Below are 23,154 nucleotides of genomic sequence, written 5' to 3'. Positions count from 1 at the left end.
CGCTCCGGAAATGACCCGCAATACTTTGATCGGTCAGCGTTTCTGGATTCCGGGTTCTCGCCTCAAGGCGAGCCCCGGAATGACGGCGGTGCTTACTTGAACCGCCACCCCCGCTGCAGCACCTCGATCTTGTACCCGTCCGGGTCCTCGATGAAGAAGAACCGGGCCTTGCCGCCGCTGGAATGGGCGAGTTCCTTGATGTCCTTCGGCGCCAGGCCCTCGGCCTTGATCCGCTCATGCGTGGAGTCGAGGTCGGCAACCGAGAAGGCGATGTGGCCGTAGCCGTTGCCGAGATCGTAGGCCTCGCTCTGGCTCTTGTTGACCGTCAGCTCCAGCTCGAAGCCCGAGGCGGCGTTTGACAGGTAGATCAGCGTGAACGTCTCGAAATCGAGCCGGTCGGCGATCTCGAGTCCGAAGGCCTTCCGATAGAAGTCGAGCGAGCGCGCCTCGTCGCGGATGCGGATCATGGAATGGATCAGCTTCGGCGTGTCGGTCATGCGCGTGTCCGGGTCTCGATGGCGGAGTGATCGCGGAATTAGGGCTGCTCTGGCCGGATGGGTAGAGGACCGTCACCCGGCGTTCCTACCCACATCCTCAGGATGAAGGGTATTGGGGGGAAGTCGGAGAAGGGCGAACTCAACCCTTCGCGGAATCGAGCTCCGTGAACGGCTCTGTCCGGTGGCCTTCGCAGACTTCGTCCTCGTCGCTGAGGATCTTCAGCACGCCGCCCTCATCGCGGATCACCGCCTTCGGGCGCTCGCCCTTTCCGAAGCTGCGGCCCTTCATGTGGCTGGTCACGCAATAGAGTGTGCGCCCGCCATCCTCGAACGGCCCGGCGATGCGGCTCTTCTCGAAGCGCACCGGGATCAGCGAGACCGAGCCGAAATCGACCTGCTTGAGGGCCAGCACCGCGATGCGTTCGCGCGGGGTTCCGGCTGTGGCGGGTGGGGAGGCCGACGCGGTTTCCCTGGTGCAGCCGCCGGCCTGAAGCGCGATGACGGCGAGACCGATTGCAAGGACGGCCCGTGAACAGGATCGGTTGGTGTCCATCGCGAAGTTCGCCTCCGGAACCGAAGCGTAGCCATACGCGCTGGAGGCGAAGAGTGCCGGGCCGACACAACCGGCTCGGCTCTGGGCATATCCACAGTTTCGACGGCTCAGGGGAGGGGCGAGGCCCCGCGTCGGAGGCGTGGCCGTGTTCGCGCGTGATCTCGCTGGCCAAGGAACGACGGGACGCATGTCGTCCAGCTTGACAAAAATCCTATTCTGTGATCATTTCCCGCAATCCGCTTCCCGGAACCATCGGGGAGGCATCGCAGGGTTGGGCGCGGTGCTTAGGGAGGTGGAGCGATGCCCGCGTCGGTGGTCTCAGCCGCTGCCGCCTCGGGCGGGGGATCGACGCAAGGTCTGCCCGGGTCGTGGCGGGGTTCGGCGAGGAAATGCGCCGGGCTTTGGCCGACCCCTCCTGGGCGACACCGAGATGCTGTCGGCGCCGTCCACTATGAGGCGGCGCGCACGGAAGGAGGTGCCACGCAACGGCTTGGGGATGGGGGCTTCTCACGGAGCCCGACACCCGGGATCGTTGAGCGACAGGTCGACACCACCGACAAGACATCGTGACGTAAAGCCGGTCCGGCAGCCCTTCACGAAGGCTTCCGGACCGCGGGACGCCGGGGAACCTGGTCGTGTCCGTGATCACACGCGTGTCGAAGAGGTTCCGCGGCGTCCCGCGTCACCCCATTCATGCCTCCGGCGTTTTTTCGCGCGGAGACGAGAGCGCATGCCCCTCCCAGCCACACCCCCTCGGGATGAGGGGAGATGGGCTTAAAAAGCGGCGGTCAGCCTCAGTCGCGCTGGCCGATCGCCACGTATTCCCGCTGGGCCGGGCCGACATAGAGCTGGCGCGGACGGCCGATCTTCTGGGCCGGGTCCTGGATCATCTCCGCCCACTGGGCGATCCAGCCGGTGGTGCGCGCAACGGCGAACAGCACCGTGAACATCGAGGTCGGGAAACCCAGCGCCTTCAGGGTGATGCCCGAGTAGAAGTCGATGTTCGGGTAGAGCTTCTTCTCGATGAAGTACTCGTCCTCGAGGGCGATCTTCTCGAGCTGCACGGCGACCTCGAGCAGGTCGTCCTTGATGTTGAGCTCCTTGAGCACCTCATGCGTGGTCTTCTGCATGATGCGCGCGCGCGGATCGTAGTTTTTGTAGACGCGGTGGCCGAAGCCCATCAGGCGGAACGGATCGTTCTTGTCCTTGGCCTTGGCAACGTATTTGGCGACGTTGTCCGGCGTGCCGATCTCCATCAGCATCTTCAGCGCCGCCTCGTTGGCGCCGCCATGGGCGGGGCCCCACAGGCAGGCGATGCCGGCCGCGATACAGGCGAAGGGATTGGCGCCCGAGGAGCCGGCCAGACGCACCGTCGAGGTCGAGGCGTTCTGTTCGTGGTCGGCGTGCAGGATGAAGATCTTGTCCAGCGCGCGGGCGTAGATCGGGTTGACCTGGAACTCCTCGCACGGAACCGCGAAGCACATCCGCAGGAAGTTCGAGGTGTAGTCGAGGTCGTTCTTCGGATACACGAAGGGCTGGCCGATCGAGTATTTGTAGGCCATCGCCGCCAGGGTCGGCATCTTGGCGATCATGCGCAAGCTGGCGATCATCCGCTGGTTCTCGTCCGAGATGTCGGTCGAGTCGTGATAGAAGGCCGAGAGCGCGCCGACGCAGGCGACCATGATCGCCATCGGGTGCGCGTCACGGCGGAAGCCCTGGAAGAAGCGGTTCATCTGGTCGTGCACCATGGTGTGGCGCGTGACCCGGTAGTCGAAATCGGCCTTCTGGGCGGGCGTCGGCAGTTCGCCGAACAGCATCAGATAGGCGGTTTCGAGGAAATCGCCCTGCTCGGCCAGCTGCTCGATCGGATAGCCGCGATAGAGCAGGACGCCCTCGTCGCCGTCGATATAGGTGATCGACGACTCGCAGGAGGCGGTGGAGGTGAAGCCGGGATCGAAGGTGAAGGCGCCGGTCTGGCCGTAGAGCTTGCCGATATCGACGACGTTCGGCCCGATCGTGCCGGATTTGACGGGAAGTTCGACGTTCTTGTCGCCGACGGTGATGGAGCTAGCGGAAACGCTCATGGACGCGCGGACCCTTTCTCACGACGGGCAGCACCGGCCCGGAGGCCGGCCTGCGGCGATCCAGACAGAAGCGGAACCGCAGCCATGCTGCAGTTGCTCACTGAAGACCCCGGTTAGCGGATCGATCGGCGGCCAGCAACGGGGCTGAGGGCACTGCTGGTCTGTTGCGCTGCGAAACCTTTACGATCGGAGAAGATTGTCACTGCCCGATCTGGTCCCGCAGGCGCGACAGCGATTCGTCCCGGCCGAGCACCGCCATGACGTCGAAGAGCGGCGGCGAGGTGGCCCGTCCGGTCAGGGCCGCGCGCAACGGCTGGGCGAGCTGACCGAGCTTGAGGCCCTGCGCCTCGGCGAGCTGGCGGATCGCGCCTTCCGTGGCCGAAGCGGTCCACTCGGCCAGCGCTTCCAGCGCCGGAAGCGCGAGACGCAGACGCTCCCGGGCGTCGTCGCCGAGCAGGCCCTTCGCCTTCTCGTCGAGCGCCAGTGGCCGGGCGGCGGTGAGGTAATAGGCGCTGTCGATCAGCTCGACGAGGGTCTTGGCGCGCTCCTTCAGCCCCGGCATCGCCGCGATCAATTTTTCGCGCAGGTCGGCCGCGTTCGGCTCCGGTGTGATCCGCTCGATCGCGTCGACCAGGGCGGCATCGCCGCTCTCGCGGATGTAGCGACCGTTGAGGTTCTCGAGCTTGGCGAAGTCGAACCGCGCCGGCGAGCGGCCGATCGCCTTGAGGTCGAACGCGGCCACCATCTCCTCGGTGGAGAAAACCTCCTGGTCGCCATGGCTCCAGCCGAGGCGCACGAGATAGTTGCGGAGCGCTGCGGGCAGGTAGCCGAGGTCGCGATAGGCCTCGACGCCCAGCGCTCCGTGGCGCTTCGACAGCTTGGCGCCGTCCGCGCCGTGGATCAGCGGGATATGCGCCATGGCCGGCACGTCCCAGCCGAGCGCCTTGTAGATCTGCGCCTGGCGGGCGGCGTTGGTGAGGTGATCGTCGCCGCGGATGATCTGGGTGACGCCCATGTCGTGGTCGTCGACCACGACCGCGAGCATGTAGGTCGGGGTGCCGTCGGACCGCAGCAGGACGAGATCGTCGAGATCCTTGTTCTGCCAGGTCACACGGCCCTGGACGGCGTCGTCGACCACGGTCTCGCCCTCGATCGGCGCGCGCAGGCGGATCACCGATTTCGCGCCGGCCGGTGCCTCGGACGGGTCCCGGTCGCGCCAGCGACCGTCGTAGCGCGGGGCGCGGCCCTCGGCGCGGGCCAGGTCGCGCATCTGCTGCAGCTCTTCTGCGCTCGCGAAGCAGCGATAGGCGTGGCCGGCGGCGAGCAGCGATTCCGCAGCCTCGCGATGCCGCTCCGCGCGGGAGAACTGGAAGACCGGCTCGCCGTCCCAATCGAGTCCGAGCCAGCGCATGCCGTCGAGGATCGCGTCGATGGCGCCCTGGGTCGAGCGCTCCCGGTCGGTGTCCTCGATGCGCAGCAGCATCTGGCCGCCGAAGCGGCGCGCGTAGAGCCAGTTGAACAGGGCCGTGCGCGCCCCGCCGATATGCAGGTAGCCCGTGGGCGAGGGCGCGAAGCGCGTGACGACGTTGGACGGCATCGAGAAAGCTGACTGTTGGAAGGGGTGAAGTGGCCGGACCTGTGGATCGACCACGCCATCTGGCGGGGGGCTTAGCCCGATCCGGCTCGCGCCTGTAGCACGCGCGGGCCGATGCGTTAAGAAAACCTCACGCGCTCCTTTCAGACCGCGACGGAACGATGTCATGGCGGGGGAGCGCGCGGCAGCGGCGACGGGGAGCCTTCCGGCTCACGTCGCCGGCCGACTGCCGGGTCCCTCGCTCATCCTGCGCGACCTTCGCGAGGGCTTTACCGGCGCCATCGCCCTGGAGGCCGGCCAGCGGCGGCTGTTTCCATGGCTCGCCGTCGCCTTCGGTGCCGGCATCCTCGTCGAGCTCACCGCAACGCAGGGGCAGCCGAATCTCGCCGCACCGCTGGCGTGCGCCGGCCTCGCCCTGGCATCGACGGTCGCCCTGCGTGCCCGGCCGGCGGCGCTCGCGCTCATGCTCGGCATCGCGGCCGTCTTCCTCGGCTTCGCGGCTGCGGCCTATCGCGTCTCCAGCGTGGCGAGCCCGATCCTCGCACGCACCACGATCGCGCCAATCACCGGCCTCGTCGAGGCGCTCGACGAGCGAGAGCAAGGCGCGCGGCTCATCGTACAGGTCATCGCCCTCGGCTCGCTGGAGGAGGGTGCGCGGCCGACGCGGGTGCGCGTCTCCTACCGCAAGGCGCAGGCGATCCGGCCCGGCGATCGGATCAGCGCCAGTGCCCGCCTTCTGCCGCCGCCCGAGGCCGCGCGGCCGGGCGGCTACGACTTCGCCCGCGACGCGTATTTCCGTGGCATCGGCGCCGTCGGATCGCTGACCGGCCGGATCGACGTGATCTCCTCGACCGAGCCGCTGCCCTGGAGCTTGCGCCTCGCGGCCGCCGTCGACGACGCGCGCAACGCGCTCACCCGTCGCATCACCGACGCCACCGGGGGACAGGCCGGAGCCGTTGCCGCTGCCCTGGTGACCGGCAAGCGCGGACTGATCTCGTCCCCGACCAACGACGTTCTGCGCGCGGCCGGGATCTATCACGTCGTCTCCATCTCCGGCCTGCACATGGTGCTCGCCGCCGGGGTGGTGTTCTGGCTGGTCCGGGCGCTCCTGGCCCTGGTGCCGATCCTCGCACTGACATGGCCGATCAAGAAGATCGCGGCGGGCGCGGCGATGGTAGGAGTCACCGCCTATTGCGTCTTCTCGGGCTGGGACGTCGCCGCCGAGCGCTCCTGGATCATGACGCTGGTGATGCTTGGCGCGATCCTCGTCGATCGTCCGGCGCTGAGCATGCGCAACCTCGCGCTGGCGGCGATGATCGCGCTGGCCCGCGAGCCGGAGGCGCTGCTCGGCCCGAGCTTCCAGATGTCGTTCGGGGCCGTAGCCGGTCTGATCGCCTGCTCGCCGCTGCTGAGCGCCCGTCTTTTCGCTGGGGAGCGGCTCGGCCGGGTCGGCCGCGGCCTGTCTTTCGCGGCGACCGCGGTGGTCGGGACGCTGGCGACGACCCTGGTCGCACAGATCGCCACCGCGCCGTTCTCGACCTTCCACTTCCAGACCGTCCAACCCTTCGGCATCGTCGGCAATGCGCTGACGCTGCCGCTCGTCTCGCTGGTGGTGATGCCGTCCGCGGTCGTCGGGATTCTCGCCTATCCCTTCGCCCTGGATCAGCCGGTCTGGTGGCTGATGGGGCAGGCGGTGCGCGGCATGCTGGCGATCTCGGGCTGGATCGCTGGCTTCGGCCAGGCGAATCTCGTGGTGCCGGCCTTCGGCCCAACTGCCCTGTCTCTGCTGGCCTGCGCCCTGCTCGTGGCGACGCTCTCGGTGTCCCGCCTGCGCTGGCTCGCCCTTGTCCCGGCTTTAGCCGGATTGGCGCTCGCGGCGGCGCCGATGCGGTACGATGTCTTCATCGATCGAGAGGGTGCGGGCGCCGCCGTCCGCGGTGCCGACGGTCGGCTCGCGGTGCTCGGAAAGCCACCGAATTTTGTGCTGGAGCAGTGGCTGAAAGCCGATGGTGACGGGCGCCGCCCCGATCAGGTGGCCGCGGGGGAGGGCGAGCACTGCGACCGGCTCGGCTGCACCATCCGCACGGTGGACGGACGTTCACTCGCGCTTACCAAGGACAAGCGGGCCTTGTACGAGGACTGCGCCCGCGCCGACATCCTGATCAGCCGCCGGGACGCTCCGCCGGGCTGCGCGGCCGCGCTGATTATCGACCGAACGTTTCTCGTCGAGCACGGCGCGGTGACGATCCGGCTCGATCCCACCGGGCCGGTCCTCGACACGGTCCGAAAACCCGGCCCGCCACCGCCATGGCGGGCGGCTTCGACGGTCAAGCCGCCAGCCGAGCCGGCCGCTGCCACACCCGACCCGCCCACTGGCTTCGCCGCTTGGGCGAAGAAGCCATCCGACAAGTCCGAGCCGGCGACCGACGATGCGCCCGTCGAACCGCTTTAGTAGCGGCGCACGAGGCTCACGAGGCGGCCCTGGATTTGGACCCGGTCAGGACCGAGCACGCGGGTCTCGTAGGCGGGGTTGGCTGCTTCCAGCGCGATTGAAGAGCCGCGGCGGCGCAGGCGCTTCAAGGTCGCCTCCTCGTCGTCGATCAGGGCGACGATGATGTCGCCCGTCTGTGCCGTGTCCTGCTTGCGGATGACGACGAGGTCTCCATCCAGGATGCCGGCATCGACCATCGAGTCGCCGCGCACTTCCAGCGCGTAATGTTCGCCGCCAGCGAGAAAGTCCGGCGACATCGCGACCGAATGGCTCTCGTTCTGAATGGCCGAGATCGGCGTGCCGGCAGCGATCCGGCCCATGACGGGAACCATGACCGAGCGGCCATCCTCATCGAAGATCTGGGTGTTTGCCGGCTTCGGCGGCATGGCCTTGGAACGGCCACCCTCGACTACGCTCGGCGTGAACCGGCGCACCTCCGCCTGATGTGTAGGCTGCGGCTTGCTCGCGACGACCTCGGGAATCCGGATGATTTCGATGGCCCGCGCCCGGTTGGGCAGGCGACGCAGGAAGCCGCGCTCTTCCAACGCCGTGATCAGCCGGTGAATGCCGGATTTCGAGCGGAGATCGAGCGCGTCCTTCATCTCGTCGAACGAGGGGGGAACACCACTTTCGCTCAATCTCTGCTGGATGAACTGGAGCAGCTCCAGCTGTTTGCGCGTCAACATGCGAGCCACCTGGGAGAGGGCGATCGCGGAGCGCGAAATCGCCGAAACAAACCACGAACACGGTAAACGTTCCTCAAGTGTTCCGCAAGGCTATGCGCCTGTGTTTGCTTGTTCGATGAGCATTGCTGCGTCCCCGTCGCAGATGGACGTTTCGGGCCGGACGCCGTATTGCGGCGCGCAATGGATGCGGATGCCGACGGGATCATGAGAGCCGAGCGGGGCAAGCGGATCGCGGTGCTAGCCCTCGCGGCGTCCGTCGGCGGAGCCGCGATCGCGCCGGCCACCCTCGCCAAGGAGCCCGCCGCGGTCCGTCCATCCGACGAGAGGGCCGGGACCGAGCGCTTGATCGAAACCCTGAGTGCCCGCCTGCTCGCTGCCCACAGCGCGACCGCCGTCCTGGAGGCCTGGTGCGCCGAGCGCGGCCTCGCGATCGATCCGCATCTGACGGCCGTCCGCGTTCCGGGGCCGGACAAGCCGCTCTCCGGCGTCCAGCGCGAGAGGCTGGCGATCGGGGCGGACGAGGCCGTCCGCTATCGCCGCGTGCGCCTGACCTGCGGAGAGCATGTTCTATCGGAAGCCGACAACTGGTATGTGCCGAGCCGCCTGACGCCGGAGATGAACACGGTTCTGGAGACTACCCAGACGCCGTTCGGCCGCGTCGTCCATCCCCTGGCTCCGAGCCGGCGCAATCTATCGCTGAAGATGCTCTGGACGCCGACCGATATCGAAATGCCGGGACCGGACAGGAAGCTTTTCTACGTCGAGGCCGTCCTGTCGACGGCGGCTGGTGTTCCCTTTTGTGAAGTGGCCGAGACCTATACCGGCGCGGTTCTGGCCCGCGGCGACCGCTGAGCGGCGACCGCTCCGGTGGCGAGCTGGCGCCGGCTTGCATGCCTGTGTTCGTGCGGGCTACCGATACCTCCAAGAGCAACGCATATGATGCGGCCCGAGGAGGAACCATGATCGCCCGTCACGCCATGCGTGTCCCCGTTCTCGCGCTCCTCTCGCTGACCGCGATCCACCCTGCCTTCGCGCAGCCGAGCGGCGATCCGAGCGGCACCTGGCTTACCGAGTCCGGCGCGAAGGTCCGGGTCGCGCGCTGCGGCGGGGGCTATTGCGGGACACTCGCCAGCACCAGCGGTTCCGGGCTCGACGTCAACAACCCCGATCCGGCGCTCAAGAGCCGCAAGCTCGTCGGCGTTCAGATCCTCACGGCCACGACCCCGACCGGCGACGGGTTCGGCGGTTCACTCTACAATCCAAACGACGGGAAGACGTATTCGGGATCGCTCACGCCGAAGGGGGCGGTTCGCTTGTCGGTCTCGGGCTGCGTGCTGCGCGTGCTGTGCAAAAGCCAGACCTGGACGCGGGTGAAGTAGGGCTAGAGCGCCAGTCCACTCGGGGAGCTTCGATCTGCGCGCTCTTGTCCCTTGGAGGACGGCGAGCGCACGGGCTATGTCCGGCGCATTGTGAGCGGCTCATAAGAAGCCGCCCGATGTGAGGAAAGCCCACGATGATGCTTCGATACCTCCTGATCGCCGGCGTGCTTGCGGGCGCTGTGGTTCCTGCGGCGGCGGAGGATGCGGCCCCCCCGAAGCCCATTCGAAACGCGCCGGCGCCACAGGCCCTCACGCTTGCCGCCTATGTCTATGCCGCCTCGAACGTCTGCGGTTACCGGATCGGTGTGCCGGAGTTCGACGCGCTGCTCTCCAAAATGAACGTCAAGGCGGAGGATGTCGCGCCGCGCGGGGCTTTCGGGGCCCATATCCAAGGCATGTTCACGATGATGTCGAACGACATGGCCCTGCATCGCGAGCAGTCCTGCATCGCCGTGGCCGGCGAGTACGGCCCGGAGGGCAACATCGCCAAGAACGTGCTTCAGCCGGTTGCGGCAGGAGAGGCGCCGCCGGCGGCTCTACCCGCCAAGGCCCCCGACGCCAAGGCCCCTGACGCCGCACCGGCCAAGTAGCCACAGAGCCGGACCGATCGAGGTCGGTCCGGAAGCGGTGCGCGACATAAGGATTCGTCTCCCGGGCGGGCTGCACTGCTCTATCTGCCGTTCGACATGTTTGTGTTCGAATGGATCGTCGCGGTTCTGGTCGGTGCCGTGCTGTTGGCGGGTTTGGCGCGGCGCATTGGTGCGCCATACCCGGCCTTCCTCGCCCTCGGCGGGGTCGTGCTCGCCCTGGTGCCGGGCTTCCCGAACCTGCGGCTCGATCCGGAACTCGCGCTGGCGCTGTTCCTTGCCCCGGTCCTGGTCGATGCGGGCTATGCGACCTCGCTGCGCGACATGCGCATCAACTGGCGGCCGATTGCCGGGCTCGCCGTCGGTGCAGTGGCGGTGACCACGGCGGCGGTGGCGATCGTGGTCAAGCTGCTGGTTCCGGAGATGCCGCTCTCGGCGGCGATCGTCCTCGGTGCGATCGTGGCGCCGCCGGATGCCGTCGCGGCCCTCTCGGTGCTGGCACATGTTCCGCTGCCGCATCGGCTCACCACGATCCTGCGTGGCGAGAGCCTGCTCAACGACGCTGCCTCTCTGCTCATTTACCGGCTCGGCGTCACTGCGGCGGTCACCGGCCAGTTCAGCCTGTCCGAGGTCGCGCCGGCTTTCCTGCTCGGCGTGATCGGCAGCCTGATCGCCGGGCCGCTCGTCGCCCGGATCTATCTTTTTGCGATGCGCTGGGTGCGCGACCCCGCGAGCAGCATCGTCCTGCAATTCGCCGCCGCCTTCGGCGTGTGGATCGCCGCCGAAGCCGTGGAACTGTCCGGCGTGCTGACCGTCGTCAGCTTCGCGGTCACCGTGGCGCGCTACACGCCCGAGCGGACCTCGCCGCGTCCGCGCATTCTGTCCTACGCGGTCTGGGACACGGCGATTTTCGTGCTGAACGTGCTGGCCTTCGTGCTGATCGGCAACCAGATCGGCCCGATCCTCGAACGGCTGCATGCAGCCCAGCACCTGTCCTTCGCCCTCGTCGCCGGCTCCGTGCTGCTCACCGTGATCCTGGTCCGCATCGCCTGGGTCTTGCCCGCGAGCGGCATTCGCCGGATCGGCTTCTCGGCGGAGTCGCGCTCACGGGAAAGCTCCGTGCTCGATCTCGGGACGGCCTTCCGGAAGGGGATCGCCGCCGGTGGGCGCGAGCCGCCGGATCTCGGGCCGGGCGCCGGCTTCGCGGTGTCCTGGGCGGGAATGCGCGGCCTCGTCACCATCGCCGGCGCCCTGGCGCTGCCGGAGGGCGGCCCGAATGGCGGCTTTCCCTACCGCGACCTGATCGTGCTGACGGCCTTCGCCGTGGTGCTCGGCGCGCTGGTGATCCAGGGGCTGACACTGCGCCCGCTGCTCGGCTGGCTGAAGCTGGAGGACAGCGATCCCGTCGGGCACGAGATCGGCTGGGGCCGGGCGGAGGCCTATGGCGCGGCGATCCTCAGCCTGGAGGGTGATGAATCCGAGATCGCCGAGGCGCTTCGGCGGGAGTTCCGTCTCGTGGTCGAGGAGGCGGAGGAGCACGAGGAAGGCCTCGCGCCCGAAAAGCTGCCTGCCGACGACGCCCGCCGCCGGGCGATCCAGGCCGCCCGTGAGCGCATCCTCGCCCTGCGCCGGGCGGGCGAGATCGGCGACGACGCCTTCTTCGTCCTGGAGGAGGAGTTCGACTGGACTGAATTGAGCGCGACGCCGCGGGCCGAAACCTGAGCTTGGCCGGTTGACGTAGCAATTTCAGATGGGCTTTTGCGTCGTGTCGGCTTCTCGGGGCCAGCGGAAGACTCGTCTCAATGACCCCCGTCGCGCTTCTCGAACTCGTGCTCGTCCTCGTCGGTCTGGCGGTGGTGCTGTCGCTGGCCGCCGCGCGGCTCCGGCTGCCCCCGGCCGTGGCGCTCGTGATTGGCGGGATGGCGCTGGCGCTCGTTCCGCACCTTCCGGCCGTCCAGCTCGACCCGGACCTGATCATGGTCCTGTTCCTGCCGCCGCTCCTGCAATCCTCTGCCTGGTTCACGGTGTGGCGGGACTTCAAGGCCGAGCTCCGGCCGATCTTGATGCTCTCGGTGGGCGCCGTAGCCTTCACCACTTTCGCGGTCGGCGTGGTCGCTCATCTCGTGATGCCGTCGCTGCCCTGGGGGGCCTGTTTCGCGCTTGGAGCGATCGTGTCACCGCCCGATGCCGTCGCCGCCAAGGCCGTGCTCGAACATCTGACGCTTCCCCGCAGGCTCACCACGATCCTCGAAGGCGAGAGCCTCGTGAATGATGCCTCGGGTCTCGTGCTCTACCGCTTCGCGGTCGCAGCCGCGCTGACCGGCGCCTTCAGCGCGGTCGAGGCCGGTGCCAGTTTCCTGTGGCTGGCCGTCGGCGGCATCGGTATCGGCGTTCTGATCGGTCTCGTCATGAACTGGCTCTTCCGACGCATCACGGACGGACTGATCCTGATCGTGCTGACCTTCCTCGTCGCCTGGGCGAGCTACATCCTGGCCGAGCGGGTGCATGCCTCCGGCGTGCTTGCCGTGGTCGCCTGCGGATTGGTGATGGGCTCGCGCGAGCATGAATTGCTCGGCGCTCAGGTGCGGATGCAGGCCGTCGCCGTCTGGGGCTTCGTCGTCTACGTGCTGGAGGCGCTCGTCTTCGTGCTCATCGGTCTGGCGCTCCGCGGCGTGCTGGAGCGGATGAGCGAGGGCGAGGTGTTCCGGCAGGCGTTGCCGCTGGCTCTCGCCGTCTCGGCCGTGGTCGTGGTTTCACGCTTCGTCTGGGTGTTTCCGGCGACCTATCTGCCGCGATGGCTGTCGCGGTCCCTGCGCGAGCGCGATCCCTCACCGCCGCTCGCGATGCCGATCATCATCGGCTGGGCCGGCATGCGCGGCGTCGTCAGTCTCGCCGCGGCACTGGCGCTGCCGCTCGAATTTCCCGGCCGCGACGCGGTGCTGCTCGCCTCCTTCGCCGTCATCCTGTTCACGGTACTGGTTCAGGGCCTGACGCTCGGGCCGCTGATCAAGCTGCTGAAGCTCGAAACCGCGAGCGGCGCGACGGCAGAGCCGCTCGATCTCGTCGGCGCGCGTGTCGTCGTGGCCCAGGCGGGCCTCGATGCGCTCGAGGCGACCCGGATCGCAGGCTCGGACGAGTTGCTGCATCCCAAGCTCACCGAGGAGTATCGCAAACGCGTCCGCGCCATGACCTGGACCCGCGACGAAGGGATCGGCCGGTTGGCCGACCGCGATGCGCATTTCGAGGCGGCGCTGCTGGCGCACCGCGCGGGACGCAATGCGCTGATCAAGCTTCATCGCGAGAACCAGATTCACGTCTCGGTCCTGCGATCACTCGAAAGCGAGCTGGATCTCGAAGAGCTGCGATTGAAGCGCCTGGCGACCGTGGGAGTCGGCGGCCACTGACGGCGGTCAGCTGCGGCCGAGACGTCCCTCGATCGCATCCCAGACCGAGACCGCCAGATCCGGGCCGCCGAGCCGCTTGATGGCGCGGATGCCGGTGGGCGAGGTGACGTTGATCTCGGTCAGATGCCCATCGATCACGTCGATGCCGACGAGGATCAGGCCGCGGCGCTTCAGCTCCGGTCCGATCGTCGCGCAGATTTCGCGCTCGCGATCGGTGAGGTCTGAGGCGCCGGCCGCCCCGCCGCGCACCATGTTGGAGCGGATGTCGCCCTTGGCCGGGACGCGATTGATCGCGCCCATCGGCTCACCGTCGACCAGGATGATGCGCTTGTCGCCCTCGGAAACCTTGTCGAGGAAGCGCTGCACCACCCATTGCTCGCGGAAGGTCACAGAGAACAGATCGAACATCGAGCCGAAGTTCGGATCGTCCTCCGTCACCCGGAACACGGCGGCGCCGCCATGCCCGTGCAGCGGCTTCATCGCGATGGTGCCGTGCTCCTTGCGGAAGGCCTCGATCTCGGCCCTGTCGCGCGAGATCAGGGTGGGCGGCATCAGCTCGGGGAAATCGAGGACGAACAGCTTCTCCGGCGCGTTGCGCACCTCGGCCGGGTTGTTGACCACCAGCGTCTCGCTGGTGATCGCCTCCAGCATGTGCGTCGCCGTGATGTAAGCCATGTCGAAGGGCGGGTCCTGGCGCATCAGCACCACGTCCGCCTGCGTCAGCTCGATCCGTTCGATCGGCCCGAGCACGGCATGCGCGCCCTCGACGTCCTGCACCGTCACCGGCTCGACGCGGGCGACGACGCGCCGCCCCTGCATCGAGAGCCGGTCGGGCGTGTAGTAGAGCAGGCGATGCCCCCGCGCCTGAGCCTCGAGCATCAGTGCGAAGGTCGTGTCTCCGGCGATGCGGATCGCCTGGATCGGGTCCATCTGGACCGCGACGGTGAGGGCCATGGGTATCCTCGGTCGTTGGTGGGAGGTGGCCCCCTCCGGCCGTGAGTGAAGCGTTAGCGTCTGCCGGGCTTGCCGGACGACTTGCGATCATAGTCGCCGATGGCTGCCTTGCACTCGGCTGAGAGACGGGGACGGTTGCGATTCATGCAGTCGTCGGCCTCGGAGCTGTTCGGATCGACGCCGGCGCAGAGGCGGAAGAAGTCGTTCGCGCAGTTGAGCTGGAGACCCGGATCGTCGCGCTGCGCGAGGGCAGGTCCGGTAGCGGCGAGGAGCAAGGCAAGTGGTGCAATCGTCAGAACCGTCGACAGGCCCTTCGTCGGCCTCGTGAATCGTGCCGGATCCGAATTCATACTGATGTCCTCATGCGCTTGCGCTCATGGCGTTTCGAGACGGCATATCGGGCGCCGCCCGACGTTAGCAAGCACGCCAGATCGCCGGATACGTCGGATCGGCGGCATGGGTCTCTTGCAGGCAACACACATCGTCAGGCTTCTGCCGATACGAAAAGGCCCCGCTCTGGGGAAGCGGGGCCGAAGTGGAAGGGAGGAAACGCCCGCCTTGGGCAAACTAAGCGATGCAAGAGACGGGCCGAGCAGCGCGGCCGTTCCGTTTCAGGACATGAGGCAGCTTGCATCGTCGGTATCGCAGCGGTCGAGCAGGGCATCCGCCCCCTGTTGCAGACATGTGCCGGGACAGACTCGATTTCGGCTTGGAAACTCTCCGTTAACGATGCCGTGCTGATCTGGCCAAGCGCCAAGCCGGGCGGCGCCTTCGTCCGGCGACTTTGTCTTGATTCACCCGCACTCCCGATGGGTGACAAAGACGCCAGCCGCACGGAACCGCACGGGATCATCTGCATGACCTCCCGCAACACCCTGTCGAAAAGCCGCGAGGCAGAGCATCGGCCATCGGCGACGGTGATCGCGCTCTCCTCGTCCGCTACGCGCCGCTTCCGACGCGACCCGTCCGACGCTGAGCCCATGGGCCAGATCCTGCTCTTCACGGGCGTTCGTTACGAACGGATGCCGGAAGTGGAGGAAGTGCGGCCGGTCCGGCAGCGCAAGCGCTCGTGACACTGGCCTTCAAACCATTTCTCCCGCGATTTCTGTCGATCGCCGGCCTGTGTCTGATCGGGGCCTGCGCTCAGGAAGGCGACTTCGGACGGCCGGCACCGAGCGCCTGGAATTCCCTCATCGATTCCACCGGCTCCATTGCAGCGCGCATTCGCGACGAGCCATCCTCGTCCTTTCCGCTTACTGATGACGAGCAACTGCTCCGCGACCGGGCCTGGCGCTTTCTGATGCCGGCACAGGGGCGTGCGGCCTTCCTCGACGCAATCGCGAACCTAACCCGCGCACGCGTATTGCCGCCGAACTGGCGGGAGAACGACATCGAGGGCTATCACGACGAGCTGATCTCGGGCTCGTTCCGCTCACCCTCCTCGCGCTACGGCCGCCTCTCGGAGGACGCCACAGCAGATGGCCGCCTGATCCCACCCTTTGCCGCCTCAGCCGCTCGGGTGATCGAAGCCGACAAGCTGCGCCTGCGCAGCCTGCCTTTCACCAAGAGCCTCAACGACGACGACGTGCGCGATGCCGCCATGAGGGTGGCCGAGAACCGCTGCTTGATCGCCTGGGTTCGGATGGAAACGGGGCTTCGCGTCGCCCGCTACCGCTACGCGCTCGAACATTTCATCGTCGAGATGCCCGGCCGCGAGGCCGTCGGAGCCGAGCGCGCCGTGACCTTCCTGGACGAGCGCCGCCCGATCCTGGCCGGCCTGCTTCCGCCAGAGGCCGAGGCACGCTGTGGCCTCATCCAGGTCGCTGTGCCGGTGGCCGGGCTGGCCCCGCCGGTGGTCGCGAAGTACTGAAGCCCTCCGCCGGCTGTTCTCCCCGATTCCACGAGTTCCCAGATGCGAACCATCGTCTATGCCGATGGCGGCTGCGACCCCAATCCCGGTCCCGGCGGCTGGGGCGTCGTCATCCAGATGCCCGACGCGCCGGTGGAACTGCACGGCGGCGAGCTGGTCACCACCAATAACCGCATGGAGCTGACCGCCGCGATCAGCGCGCTCGAGTATTTCCCGGAAGGGACCGCGATCGAGATGCGCTGCGATAGCCAGTACGTCGTCAAATCCGTGACCGAATGGATCCCCGGCTGGAAACGGCGCGGCTGGCGTACGGCGAGCGGACCGGTGAAGAACGTCGACCTGATGGAGCGGCTCGACACGCTCGCGCAAGGCCGCGACGTGCGCTGGACCTGGGTGCGCGGGCATTCGGGCGAGGTCGGCAACGAGCGCGCCGACCGTCTTGCGGCCATCGGGCGGCGTGTGGCGCTCGGTCTGCCGGCCGTGGAGGAAGAGGCGCCGGCCGGGAAGCGCCCGGCTGCGCCGGCTGGCCCCGCTACCGTATCGATGACGGTCGATGCCGAACTCGCTGCCTGGGTCGCGCAGGCGGCCGAGCGGGCCGGTCTGTCCAGGGATGCGTTCGTCGCGGAGGCCTTGAGGCTGGCGCTCGAACTCGGCCCGGAACGCGTCGCCCGCATCCGCAAGGAAGTCGCGCTGGAGAGCGCCGCTCCGCGGCCCGGCGAACTGTTCTGATCTTCGGCATGGGGCCGAGTTTCTTCGCCCGTCCCGCCGCCACGGTGGCTGCGAATCTGATCGGCTACACGCTTCTCGTCGAGGGCGTCGGCGGCATCATCGTCGAGACCGAGGCTTACGATCGCGACGACCCGGCCTCGCACAGTTTTGCAGGGCCGACCCGGCGCAACGCCAGCATGTTCGGCCCTCCCGGCCATGCCTATGTCTACCGCTCTTATGGCCTACACTGGTGCCTGAACCTGGTCTGCGAGGAGGCCAGCGCCGTACTGCTGCGTGCCCTCGAGCCGACGGACCACCTGGAGGTGATGGCTGAGCGCAGGGGTTTGAGCGATCCCCGGCGGCTCTGCGCCGGGCCGGGGCGTCTATCTCAGGCGCTCGGCGTCACCCTGACGCAAGACGGCTTGCCGCTCGATCGGCCGCCCTTCGCCTGGCGTGAACCAGCTGCCCCGGTGAGCGTCGAGGCTGGCACGCGCATCGGGATCAGCCGCGGCGTCGAGACGCCCTGGCGTTTCGTGCTCGCCGAATCGCGTTTCGTCAGCAAGCCGCTGCCGAGAACGAAGGGCTGAGGGTCAGCCGTCCGGCTTGGCGTTCGCATCGGTGGGCTCGTCCGGCGCGTCGATCGAGCACGAGACCGCGTCGACCGCTTCGTTGGCCATGGCGTTCTGGCTCGGGAGCCCGGCGATGACCCGCACCACGGCAAAGCCCTCCCGCTCGGGCGCGACGATGCGCACGTCGCGGTTGACCTGGTTCTCGTCCGCCGAGGCCAGGGCCTCGTCGAATTGGGCGCGGGTCATGATCACGAGGTCGAGGGACCCGCGCACCGCTGCCTGATCGGTCACGGCGTAGAACGCGCCCTTCCGGCCGTGCACGGCGATCGACAGGTTCAGGGAGGAGACACGCGCCGAGACGCGCATCGGTCCGTCGTCGAGATCGTAGGCGCAAACGCCGACCGCCACTGCCGGATCGGGCACCGGCAGCCAACCCTGCGGCGGTGTGGGCGTTCCAGGGACGGCCAGGCTGTGGATGCGCAGCGGGTGGTCGAGGCTCTCGCTCTTGCGGGCGAGCGAGAAGGCATCGCCTTCCGCGAAATAGGGTATCGCCCGGACCGTCACGATGTGGACGATGCCCGCCAGCACCAGCGCGCACAGGGTGGCCAGGATGAAGCGGCTGCGAGTGCTCATCACTTGCAGCCGAGGCGCGTGATCGCCGGCACGGTGCTGCGGTCGAGGCTTCCAACACTCGCGGCCACGGGCGTATCGTAGAGGCGCAGCGCCAGGCGGACCGGCCCCCGCGGATGTGGCATCGGCAGCCAATTGCCGCTCTGCACCTCCTGGCCGATGGTGATGACGAAGCGGTCGTCGGCCTCCCGCAGGACCTCGGTTGAGGTGAAGGCCTCGCGAATGGGCTTCGTTGCCGGATCGACCGCGCCGCGACCACCGATCGCGAGCGTCCAGGCCCGCGCAGGGGGAACTGCACCGCCAACGGCGTAGGTGCAGGCCGCATCGAGGCGACGGCCGGCATCGTCCGTCGCGGCAGTCAGCAACAAGCCCTCACCGATCGCGAGGGGGATCTCGCCGCGTCGGGCATTGACGGCGCGAGAATAGGGATCGGCGTCGACCGCGCCCGTCTTCGCCCAGGCCGTCCAGGCACCGATCGTGGTGCCGCCGACCGGATAGCCGCCGCTGGTCGCGAAGTCGGCGCTCGCGAGGCCGAGGGCTGCGCCGAGCGCCAGCGCGTAGAGCACGAAGCCGGTCCGCGACGTACGGCGAAGAAAGCCGCCGAGAATGCCGCCGATGCGGGCACTGCGCTCGCCGAGTGACTCGTCAGTATGTGCTGGCGCGCGCCGGGTGCGCGCGCCGATCGCGCCGGTCATGATGCGGGAGAGGGCGTTCACGGATGGCCGTCTCACGGCGTTCCGAAGCGGCCGCCTTCGGCCACGTCGACGGGAGAGATGCCTTGGCGACCGGGCGAGATCGCGCCGGATTTGAAAGGCTTTCCTGAATCGGGCTTTGCGGCCGCCTGACCGCCGTCAATCGATCGGAACAGGCCGTTGATGCCCGACATCACCTCGAATGAGCGCCGCGAGAGCTTGCCGGCCGCGCTCGCTGCCGCATTGATCGGTGCCGGCCCAGGTGCCGTCTGGGCGACCTGTGCGGGCTTCGACCGCTCGTCGAGGCCGGGCAGAGGCTTGATCTCGATGCCCTGGTGAGCCGGCTCCATGATCTCGTGCCACGCCATTGCGGGGAGCGAGCCGCCTGTCATCTTGTTCGTTGTGCTGTGGTCGTCGTTGCCGAACCAGACGGCGCCGACAAGGGCGCCCGTATAGCCGACGAACCAGGCGTCGCGGTAATTGTTGGTGGTGCCTGTCTTGCCGGCGACCTTCCAGCCCTCGATCTGGGCTTTGCGCGCGGTGCCCTCCTCGACGACCTTGTTCAGCATGTAGTTCATGTCGGCGGTGACCTTGCTCGACAGCACCTGAGGCGCCGGATCGTCGGAGCGCCGGTAGATCACATCGCCACTCGAGTTCCGGATCTCGGTCGCAGCGAAGGCCCGGGCATAACGGCCTCCATTGGCGAAGACGGCGAAGCCCGAGGCCTGATCGAGCACCGTGATGTCGTCGGCACCGATGGGCAGTGACACCGTGTCGGGCAACGGCGAGGTCACACCCATCGCATGCGCCATCTCGATGATCTTCTCGCGGCCGGCCTTCGCGGCCTTCCACTCGTTGGTGATGCCCGAGCCCTTGCCGAGCGCGATCGAGATCTTGATCGGGATCGTGTTGATCGATTTGGCGACGGCGAGCCACATCGGCTGGCGGCCGGAATAGGAGCGACCGTAATTCTGCGGGCACCAATTGCCGACGCAGACCGGCGAGTCGACCACCGCGGTCTCCGGCTTGAACAGCCCGGAGGCGAGCGCCGCCGAGTAGACGTAGGGCTTGAAGGAGGAGCCGGGCTGACGCAGCGCGTCGACGGCGCGATTGAATTGGCTCTCGCCGTAATCGGCTCCGCCGACCATGGCGCGAACGCCGCCATCGGGATCGGTGATCACGACGCCGGCTTCATCCACGTCATAGCTGTCGCCGTAGCGGCGCAGAATGTTCTCGATGGCCTGGTCGGCGCCCTTCTGGATGCGGATGTCGAGCGCCGTCTTGACGGTGAGAACGCGGTCGTTCTTCAGCTTGCCCGCATCGGCGAGGCGCTTCACCTCGGTGAAGGCCCAGTCCAGATAGTAGTCGGCCGTCACGTCCTTTGCGCGCACCACCGGCGTGGCCGGGTTACGCAGCGCCGTCTGGATCTGGCCCTCGGTAACGAAGCCGGCCTCGACCATGTTGTGCAGCACGTCGACCGCGCGGCCGCGGGCGGCCGGTAGGTTGACGTTCGGCGAATATTTCGTGGGTGCCTTGAACAGGCCGGCGAGCATCGCGGCCTCGGCGAGCGTCACGTCCTGCAGGCGCTTGCCGAAATAATAGTCGGCCGCCGCGACCGCGCCGAAGGTGCCGCCGCCCATGTAGGCGCGGTCGAGATAGAGCTTCAGGATCTGGTTCTTGGTGAGATGGTTCTCCAGCCAGAAGGCCAGGAATGCCTCGTTGATCTTGCGCTCCAGGGACCGCTCGTTGTTGAGGAAGAGGTTCTTGGCGAGCTGCTGCGTGAGAGTCGAGCCGCCCTGCACGTTGCCCTTGCCGCTCGAATTCGAGACCAAGGCACGGGCCGTGCCGATCGGGTCAATCCCATAATGCTCGTAGAAGCGCCGATCCTCGGTGGAGAGCAGCGCCTTGATCATCAGATCCGGGAAGTCGTTCAGCTTCAGCGAGTCGTCGTGCTTGATGCCGCGCCGACCGACCTCGTTGCCGTAACGGTCGAGGAAGGTGACCGCGAGATCTTGCTCCTTCAGCCAGCCCTGTTCGCTGGTCAGGTTGAAGGCCGATTGGGCGAGGAACAGCAGAAACAGCATGCCGGCCGTGCCGACGGTAGCCGCCTCGCTGGTCAGGTCCAGAAAGAAGCGCTTCCAACCGGTGAAGGCGAAGACCGCCATGCGCTCGCGAAAGCGCTCGTAGGACTCACCCGACGAGCGGCCGCCCTCGTAGAGGCTGGCATTGACCCAAGCGTCAAAGGCGAGGGCCGCGTGGCTGATCCGGGTCTTGATCGAGCTGAGGCTGGGCAGGCGCACGGCTTTGTCCGGTTCCTCGGATGACCCGGTCATGAGCCAGTACGGCGCGCGGTGAGCGCCGGGCCGGTCCGACCGATCCTCTTGTATCAAGGCTCGCGACCCTGCGCGAGGTTCGCGATCACGTCACCAACGCCTCGCCGCGCGTTCCTTAGTATCCGTGCGGTCGATAGCTATCATTAACCTTGATGGGAAAATGGGGCGGCCGGGTGACGGCGGACCGCGCGGCATCGGCTGCCCTTGCCTGATGGTCCCGCCTGCGGCACGAGCACGCGATGGCGCAGACCAGTCAAACCCCGTTTTGGCGTACCAAGTCCCTCGACGAGATGACCTCGGCCGAATGGGAGAGCCTGTGCGACGGCTGCGGACGCTGCTGTCTCCTCAAGCTCGAGGACGACGATACCGGCGAGATCCATCACACCGATATCGGCTGCACGCTGCTCGACACCCATGCCTGCCGCTGCCGCGACTACCGAAACCGCGCCAAACGGGTGCCGGATTGCGTCCGTCTGACACCGGAAGCCGTGCGCGAGATCCCCTGGCTGCCGCCGACCTGTGCCTATCGGCTCGTGCGCGAGGGTCGAGACCTGCTGCCGTGGCACCCACTGGTGACGGGACGCAGGGCGAGCGTTCACGAGGCCGGGATCTCGGTGCGCGGGCGTGTCGCGGGCAACGAGGAGGAGTTCACCGAGGACGAACTCGTCGACCGCATCGTAGGTTGGCCGGGTGAAGGCGGCTGAGCGCGATCGAGAGTCGGCACCCGGCGCCGCCACGACCGTGCACACGCTTGATCCGACCGGGCGCGCGCGGCACAGGTTCGTCCAGGCCGCCCGCTCGGGCGTAGGGCGTAGGGCTGCGGAGCGCAGGATCGTGTCGTCGTGAGTGAGACCGCAAGGCCGTCCCCCTCGGAGCAGGCGCGGGCCGGCGCCGTCTCTCCTGGGCCGGTCTTCGAGCGCTACGATGCCCTGGTGCGCTCCGGTGCCATCGAGCGCGATTCGGCGCAGCTGGTGCTGCTGAAAGCCCTCGACCGACTGGTGATCGATCTCGGTCGCCGCAAGCGCGCCAGCAAGGGCAGCGCGCTCGGCTGGCTGTTCGGCCGCAAGGACGACGATGCGGGTCCGGTGAAGGGTCTCTACATCTGGGGCTCGGTTGGCCGCGGCAAGACCATGCTGATGGACCTGTTCTACGAGTCTGCCCCGGCCCCGAAGCGGCGCATCCATTTCCACGGCTTCATGGCCGATGCGCACGAGCGCATCCACGCCCATCGGCAGGCGGTGAAGGCCGGTACGGCCAAGGGCGATGACCCGATCCCGCCGGTGGCCGATGCGCTCGCGGCCGAGGCGACGCTGCTCTGCTTCGACGAATTCACTGTCACCGACATCGCTGACGCAATGCTGCTCGGCCGCCTGTTCGGTGCCCTGTTCAAGCGCGGGGTGACCGTGGTGGCGACCTCGAACGTCGAGCCGGACCGGCTCTACGAGGGCGGCCTGAACCGCGCCCTGTTCCTGCCCTTCATCGCCGAGCTGCAGGAGCGGGTCACCGTGATGCGACTCGATTCCCGCACCGATTTCCGGCTGGAAAAGCTCGGCGGCAGCTCGGTCTACCACCTGACGGGGGAGGGCGGCGCCGACGAGGCCCTCGACCAGGCCTTCAAGGCGCTGACCGGAAAGGCCAAGGGCCAGCCCGGCTCGATCCGCGTGAAGGGCCGTGAGGTTCCGGTGCCGGAAGAGGCAGGGGGTGTGGCGCGTTTCAGCTTCGCCGATCTCTGCGCCCGGCCGCTCGGTGCCTCGGACTACATGGCGATCGCCAGCCACTTCCACACGGTGATTGTCTCAGGCATTCCCGTGATGAGCCAGGAGACCCGCAACGAGGCCAAGCGCTTCATCACGCTGATCGACACGCTCTACGATGCTCACGTGAAGCTGATCGCCTCGGCCGCGGCGGATGCGACGGGGCTCTATACCGGCACCGAGGGCCGCGAGGCCTTCGAGTTCGAGCGCACGGCCTCGCGGCTGATCGAGATGCGGTCGAGCGAATACCTCGGATTGCCGCATGCCGGCGGCCATTCCGAGGCATCGGGGTCGAGCAGCGGGTTGGTGGAGACGTAGCCTTTTCCGTCATTGCGAGCGCAGCGAAGCAATCCAGGGCAAACGGGCTGA

22 protein-coding genes are annotated in these 23,154 nt (G+C 67.7%); 12 read left to right on the top strand and 10 right to left on the bottom strand.

The annotated features are described in order from the left end of the window. Window positions 1-92: 92 nt before the first annotated feature. The 4 genes from HCU64_RS10435 to gltX form a co-directional block, all read right to left on the bottom strand. On the bottom strand, window positions 93-497 hold the full coding sequence (locus HCU64_RS10435) for a VOC family protein (RefSeq protein ID WP_233383799.1): 405 nt from the start codon (window positions 495-497) through the stop codon (window positions 93-95). Window positions 498-636: 139 nt separating this feature from the next. Beyond that, the gene (locus tag HCU64_RS10430; protein WP_233383798.1) at window positions 637-1,050 is read right to left on the bottom strand and encodes a hypothetical protein; all 414 of its coding nucleotides are present in this window, start codon (window positions 1,048-1,050) and stop codon (window positions 637-639) included. A 794-nt stretch (window positions 1,051-1,844) separates the two neighbouring features. Then, window positions 1,845-3,134, bottom strand: coding sequence for a citrate synthase (locus tag HCU64_RS10425; protein ID WP_233383797.1), 1,290 nt, complete (start codon window positions 3,132-3,134; stop codon window positions 1,845-1,847). A 199-nt stretch (window positions 3,135-3,333) separates the two neighbouring features. Then, on the bottom strand, window positions 3,334-4,731 hold the full coding sequence (gene gltX / locus HCU64_RS10420; RefSeq protein ID WP_233383796.1) for a glutamate--tRNA ligase: 1,398 nt from the start codon (window positions 4,729-4,731) through the stop codon (window positions 3,334-3,336). Window positions 4,732-4,894: 163 nt separating this feature from the next. Between gltX and HCU64_RS10415 the strand changes: the two genes are divergently transcribed. After that, window positions 4,895-7,180, top strand: a complete 2,286-nt coding sequence (locus tag HCU64_RS10415) for a ComEC/Rec2 family competence protein (RefSeq protein WP_233383795.1) — start codon at window positions 4,895-4,897, stop codon at window positions 7,178-7,180. On the opposite strand, the gene lexA is transcribed toward HCU64_RS10415, so the two are convergent. Beyond that, entirely contained in the window at window positions 7,177-7,905 is a 729-nt protein-coding gene (lexA, locus tag HCU64_RS10410; RefSeq protein WP_233383794.1) for a transcriptional repressor LexA, read from the bottom strand. The two genes, HCU64_RS10415 and lexA, sit on opposite strands and share 4 nt — an antisense overlap. Before the next feature lie 204 nt (window positions 7,906-8,109). Between lexA and HCU64_RS10405 the strand changes: the two genes are divergently transcribed. The 5 genes from HCU64_RS10405 to HCU64_RS10385 all read left to right on the top strand — a co-directional run bounded on the left by HCU64_RS10405 (window position 8,110) and on the right by HCU64_RS10385 (window position 13,275). Beyond that, window positions 8,110-8,757 (top strand): hypothetical protein, encoded by a 648-nt coding sequence (locus tag HCU64_RS10405; protein ID WP_233383792.1) that lies wholly within the window; start codon window positions 8,110-8,112, stop codon window positions 8,755-8,757. 125 nt (window positions 8,758-8,882) lie between these two features. Further along, the gene (locus HCU64_RS10400; RefSeq protein ID WP_233384265.1) at window positions 8,883-9,284 is read left to right on the top strand and encodes a DUF2147 domain-containing protein; all 402 of its coding nucleotides are present in this window, start codon (window positions 8,883-8,885) and stop codon (window positions 9,282-9,284) included. A gap of 134 nt (window positions 9,285-9,418) precedes the next feature. Continuing rightward, on the top strand, window positions 9,419-9,874 hold the full coding sequence (locus HCU64_RS10395; protein WP_233383791.1) for a hypothetical protein: 456 nt from the start codon (window positions 9,419-9,421) through the stop codon (window positions 9,872-9,874). A gap of 96 nt (window positions 9,875-9,970) precedes the next feature. Next, window positions 9,971-11,593 (top strand): cation:proton antiporter, encoded by a 1,623-nt coding sequence (locus HCU64_RS10390; RefSeq protein ID WP_233383789.1) that lies wholly within the window; start codon window positions 9,971-9,973, stop codon window positions 11,591-11,593. 80 nt (window positions 11,594-11,673) lie between these two features. Then, window positions 11,674-13,275, top strand: coding sequence for a Na+/H+ antiporter (locus tag HCU64_RS10385; protein WP_233383788.1), 1,602 nt, complete (start codon window positions 11,674-11,676; stop codon window positions 13,273-13,275). 6 nt (window positions 13,276-13,281) lie between these two features. Here the strand turns inward: HCU64_RS10385 and gshB are convergent, their stop codons facing one another. Next, on the bottom strand, window positions 13,282-14,229 hold the full coding sequence (gene gshB, locus HCU64_RS10380; RefSeq protein ID WP_233383787.1) for a glutathione synthase: 948 nt from the start codon (window positions 14,227-14,229) through the stop codon (window positions 13,282-13,284). Between the two features lie 53 nt (window positions 14,230-14,282). Continuing rightward, window positions 14,283-14,579 (bottom strand): hypothetical protein, encoded by a 297-nt coding sequence (locus HCU64_RS10375; RefSeq protein WP_233383786.1) that lies wholly within the window; start codon window positions 14,577-14,579, stop codon window positions 14,283-14,285. A 507-nt stretch (window positions 14,580-15,086) separates the two neighbouring features. Here HCU64_RS10375 and HCU64_RS10370 point away from each other — a divergent pair. Genes HCU64_RS10370 through HCU64_RS10355 form a run of 4 tightly spaced genes read left to right on the top strand, consistent with a single transcriptional unit; the run spans window position 15,087 to window position 17,394 of the window. Beyond that, window positions 15,087-15,302, top strand: a complete 216-nt coding sequence (locus HCU64_RS10370) for a hypothetical protein (protein WP_233383785.1) — start codon at window positions 15,087-15,089, stop codon at window positions 15,300-15,302. A gap of 2 nt (window positions 15,303-15,304) precedes the next feature. Next, the gene (locus HCU64_RS10365) at window positions 15,305-16,099 is read left to right on the top strand and encodes a hypothetical protein (RefSeq protein WP_233384264.1); all 795 of its coding nucleotides are present in this window, start codon (window positions 15,305-15,307) and stop codon (window positions 16,097-16,099) included. A 42-nt stretch (window positions 16,100-16,141) separates the two neighbouring features. Beyond that, the gene (gene rnhA, locus HCU64_RS10360; protein ID WP_233383784.1) at window positions 16,142-16,828 is read left to right on the top strand and encodes a ribonuclease HI; all 687 of its coding nucleotides are present in this window, start codon (window positions 16,142-16,144) and stop codon (window positions 16,826-16,828) included. A gap of 8 nt (window positions 16,829-16,836) precedes the next feature. Continuing rightward, on the top strand, window positions 16,837-17,394 hold the full coding sequence (locus HCU64_RS10355) for a DNA-3-methyladenine glycosylase (protein WP_233383782.1): 558 nt from the start codon (window positions 16,837-16,839) through the stop codon (window positions 17,392-17,394). A 3-nt stretch (window positions 17,395-17,397) separates the two neighbouring features. Here the strand turns inward: HCU64_RS10355 and HCU64_RS10350 are convergent, their stop codons facing one another. From HCU64_RS10350 to HCU64_RS10340, 3 genes are read right to left on the bottom strand one after another with little or no spacing between them, the layout of a single operon-like run. Continuing rightward, complete coding sequence (locus tag HCU64_RS10350; RefSeq protein WP_233383780.1) at window positions 17,398-18,009, bottom strand: DUF1254 domain-containing protein; 612 nt, start codon at window positions 18,007-18,009, stop codon at window positions 17,398-17,400. Next, window positions 18,009-18,701: a DUF1214 domain-containing protein gene (locus HCU64_RS10345; RefSeq protein WP_267922304.1), complete on the bottom strand. Its 693-nt coding sequence runs from the start codon at window positions 18,699-18,701 to the stop codon at window positions 18,009-18,011. Before HCU64_RS10345 ends, HCU64_RS10350 begins: the two co-directional genes overlap by 1 nt. Before the next feature lie 32 nt (window positions 18,702-18,733). Further along, a complete protein-coding gene (locus HCU64_RS10340) occupies window positions 18,734-20,998 on the bottom strand; it encodes a transglycosylase domain-containing protein (RefSeq protein ID WP_233383777.1) in 2,265 nt (754 codons plus the stop codon). Between the two features lie 272 nt (window positions 20,999-21,270). Between HCU64_RS10340 and HCU64_RS10335 the strand changes: the two genes are divergently transcribed. Together HCU64_RS10335 and zapE are read left to right on the top strand one after the other, a co-directional pair. Continuing rightward, window positions 21,271-21,735 carry a YcgN family cysteine cluster protein gene (locus HCU64_RS10335; RefSeq protein WP_233383776.1) on the top strand — a complete coding sequence of 155 codons (465 nt, stop codon included), beginning with the start codon at window positions 21,271-21,273 and terminating at the stop codon, window positions 21,733-21,735. A 138-nt stretch (window positions 21,736-21,873) separates the two neighbouring features. After that, window positions 21,874-23,103, top strand: a complete 1,230-nt coding sequence (zapE, locus tag HCU64_RS10330) for a cell division protein ZapE (RefSeq protein WP_233383775.1) — start codon at window positions 21,874-21,876, stop codon at window positions 23,101-23,103. The last annotated feature ends 51 nt before the right edge of the window (window positions 23,104-23,154 follow it).

The organism is Methylobacterium sp. C25, assembly GCF_021352225.1.
In the GTDB taxonomy this organism is placed as follows: Bacteria; Pseudomonadota; Alphaproteobacteria; order Rhizobiales; family Beijerinckiaceae; genus Methylobacterium.
Note: the sequence above shows the minus strand (reverse complement) of the source record. Positions and strands in the feature narration are given on the sequence as shown.

Bases quoted from the DNA above. Each gene is read 5' to 3' on its own strand.
- HCU64_RS10435 (WP_233383799.1), bottom strand. From the start codon at position 497: ATGACCGACACGCCGAAGCTGATCCATTCCATGATCCGCATCCGCGAC.
- HCU64_RS10430 (WP_233383798.1), bottom strand. From the start codon at position 1,050: ATGGACACCAACCGATCCTGTTCACGGGCCGTCCTTGCAATCGGTCTC.
- HCU64_RS10425 (WP_233383797.1), bottom strand. From the start codon at position 3,134: ATGAGCGTTTCCGCTAGCTCCATCACCGTCGGCGACAAGAACGTCGAA.
- gltX (WP_233383796.1), bottom strand. From the start codon at position 4,731: ATGCCGTCCAACGTCGTCACGCGCTTCGCGCCCTCGCCCACGGGCTAC.
- HCU64_RS10415 (WP_233383795.1), top strand. From the start codon at position 4,895: ATGGCGGGGGAGCGCGCGGCAGCGGCGACGGGGAGCCTTCCGGCTCAC.
- lexA (WP_233383794.1), bottom strand. From the start codon at position 7,905: ATGTTGACGCGCAAACAGCTGGAGCTGCTCCAGTTCATCCAGCAGAGA.
- HCU64_RS10405 (WP_233383792.1), top strand. From the start codon at position 8,110: ATGAGAGCCGAGCGGGGCAAGCGGATCGCGGTGCTAGCCCTCGCGGCG.
- HCU64_RS10400 (WP_233384265.1), top strand. From the start codon at position 8,883: ATGCGTGTCCCCGTTCTCGCGCTCCTCTCGCTGACCGCGATCCACCCT.
- HCU64_RS10395 (WP_233383791.1), top strand. From the start codon at position 9,419: ATGATGCTTCGATACCTCCTGATCGCCGGCGTGCTTGCGGGCGCTGTG.
- HCU64_RS10390 (WP_233383789.1), top strand. From the start codon at position 9,971: ATGTTTGTGTTCGAATGGATCGTCGCGGTTCTGGTCGGTGCCGTGCTG.
- HCU64_RS10385 (WP_233383788.1), top strand. From the start codon at position 11,674: ATGACCCCCGTCGCGCTTCTCGAACTCGTGCTCGTCCTCGTCGGTCTG.
- gshB (WP_233383787.1), bottom strand. From the start codon at position 14,229: ATGGCCCTCACCGTCGCGGTCCAGATGGACCCGATCCAGGCGATCCGC.
- HCU64_RS10375 (WP_233383786.1), bottom strand. From the start codon at position 14,579: ATGAATTCGGATCCGGCACGATTCACGAGGCCGACGAAGGGCCTGTCG.
- HCU64_RS10370 (WP_233383785.1), top strand. From the start codon at position 15,087: ATGACCTCCCGCAACACCCTGTCGAAAAGCCGCGAGGCAGAGCATCGG.
- rnhA (WP_233383784.1), top strand. From the start codon at position 16,142: ATGCGAACCATCGTCTATGCCGATGGCGGCTGCGACCCCAATCCCGGT.
- HCU64_RS10355 (WP_233383782.1), top strand. From the start codon at position 16,837: ATGGGGCCGAGTTTCTTCGCCCGTCCCGCCGCCACGGTGGCTGCGAAT.
- HCU64_RS10350 (WP_233383780.1), bottom strand. From the start codon at position 18,009: ATGAGCACTCGCAGCCGCTTCATCCTGGCCACCCTGTGCGCGCTGGTG.
- HCU64_RS10345 (WP_267922304.1), bottom strand. From the start codon at position 18,701: ATGACCGGCGCGATCGGCGCGCGCACCCGGCGCGCGCCAGCACATACT.
- HCU64_RS10335 (WP_233383776.1), top strand. From the start codon at position 21,271: ATGGCGCAGACCAGTCAAACCCCGTTTTGGCGTACCAAGTCCCTCGAC.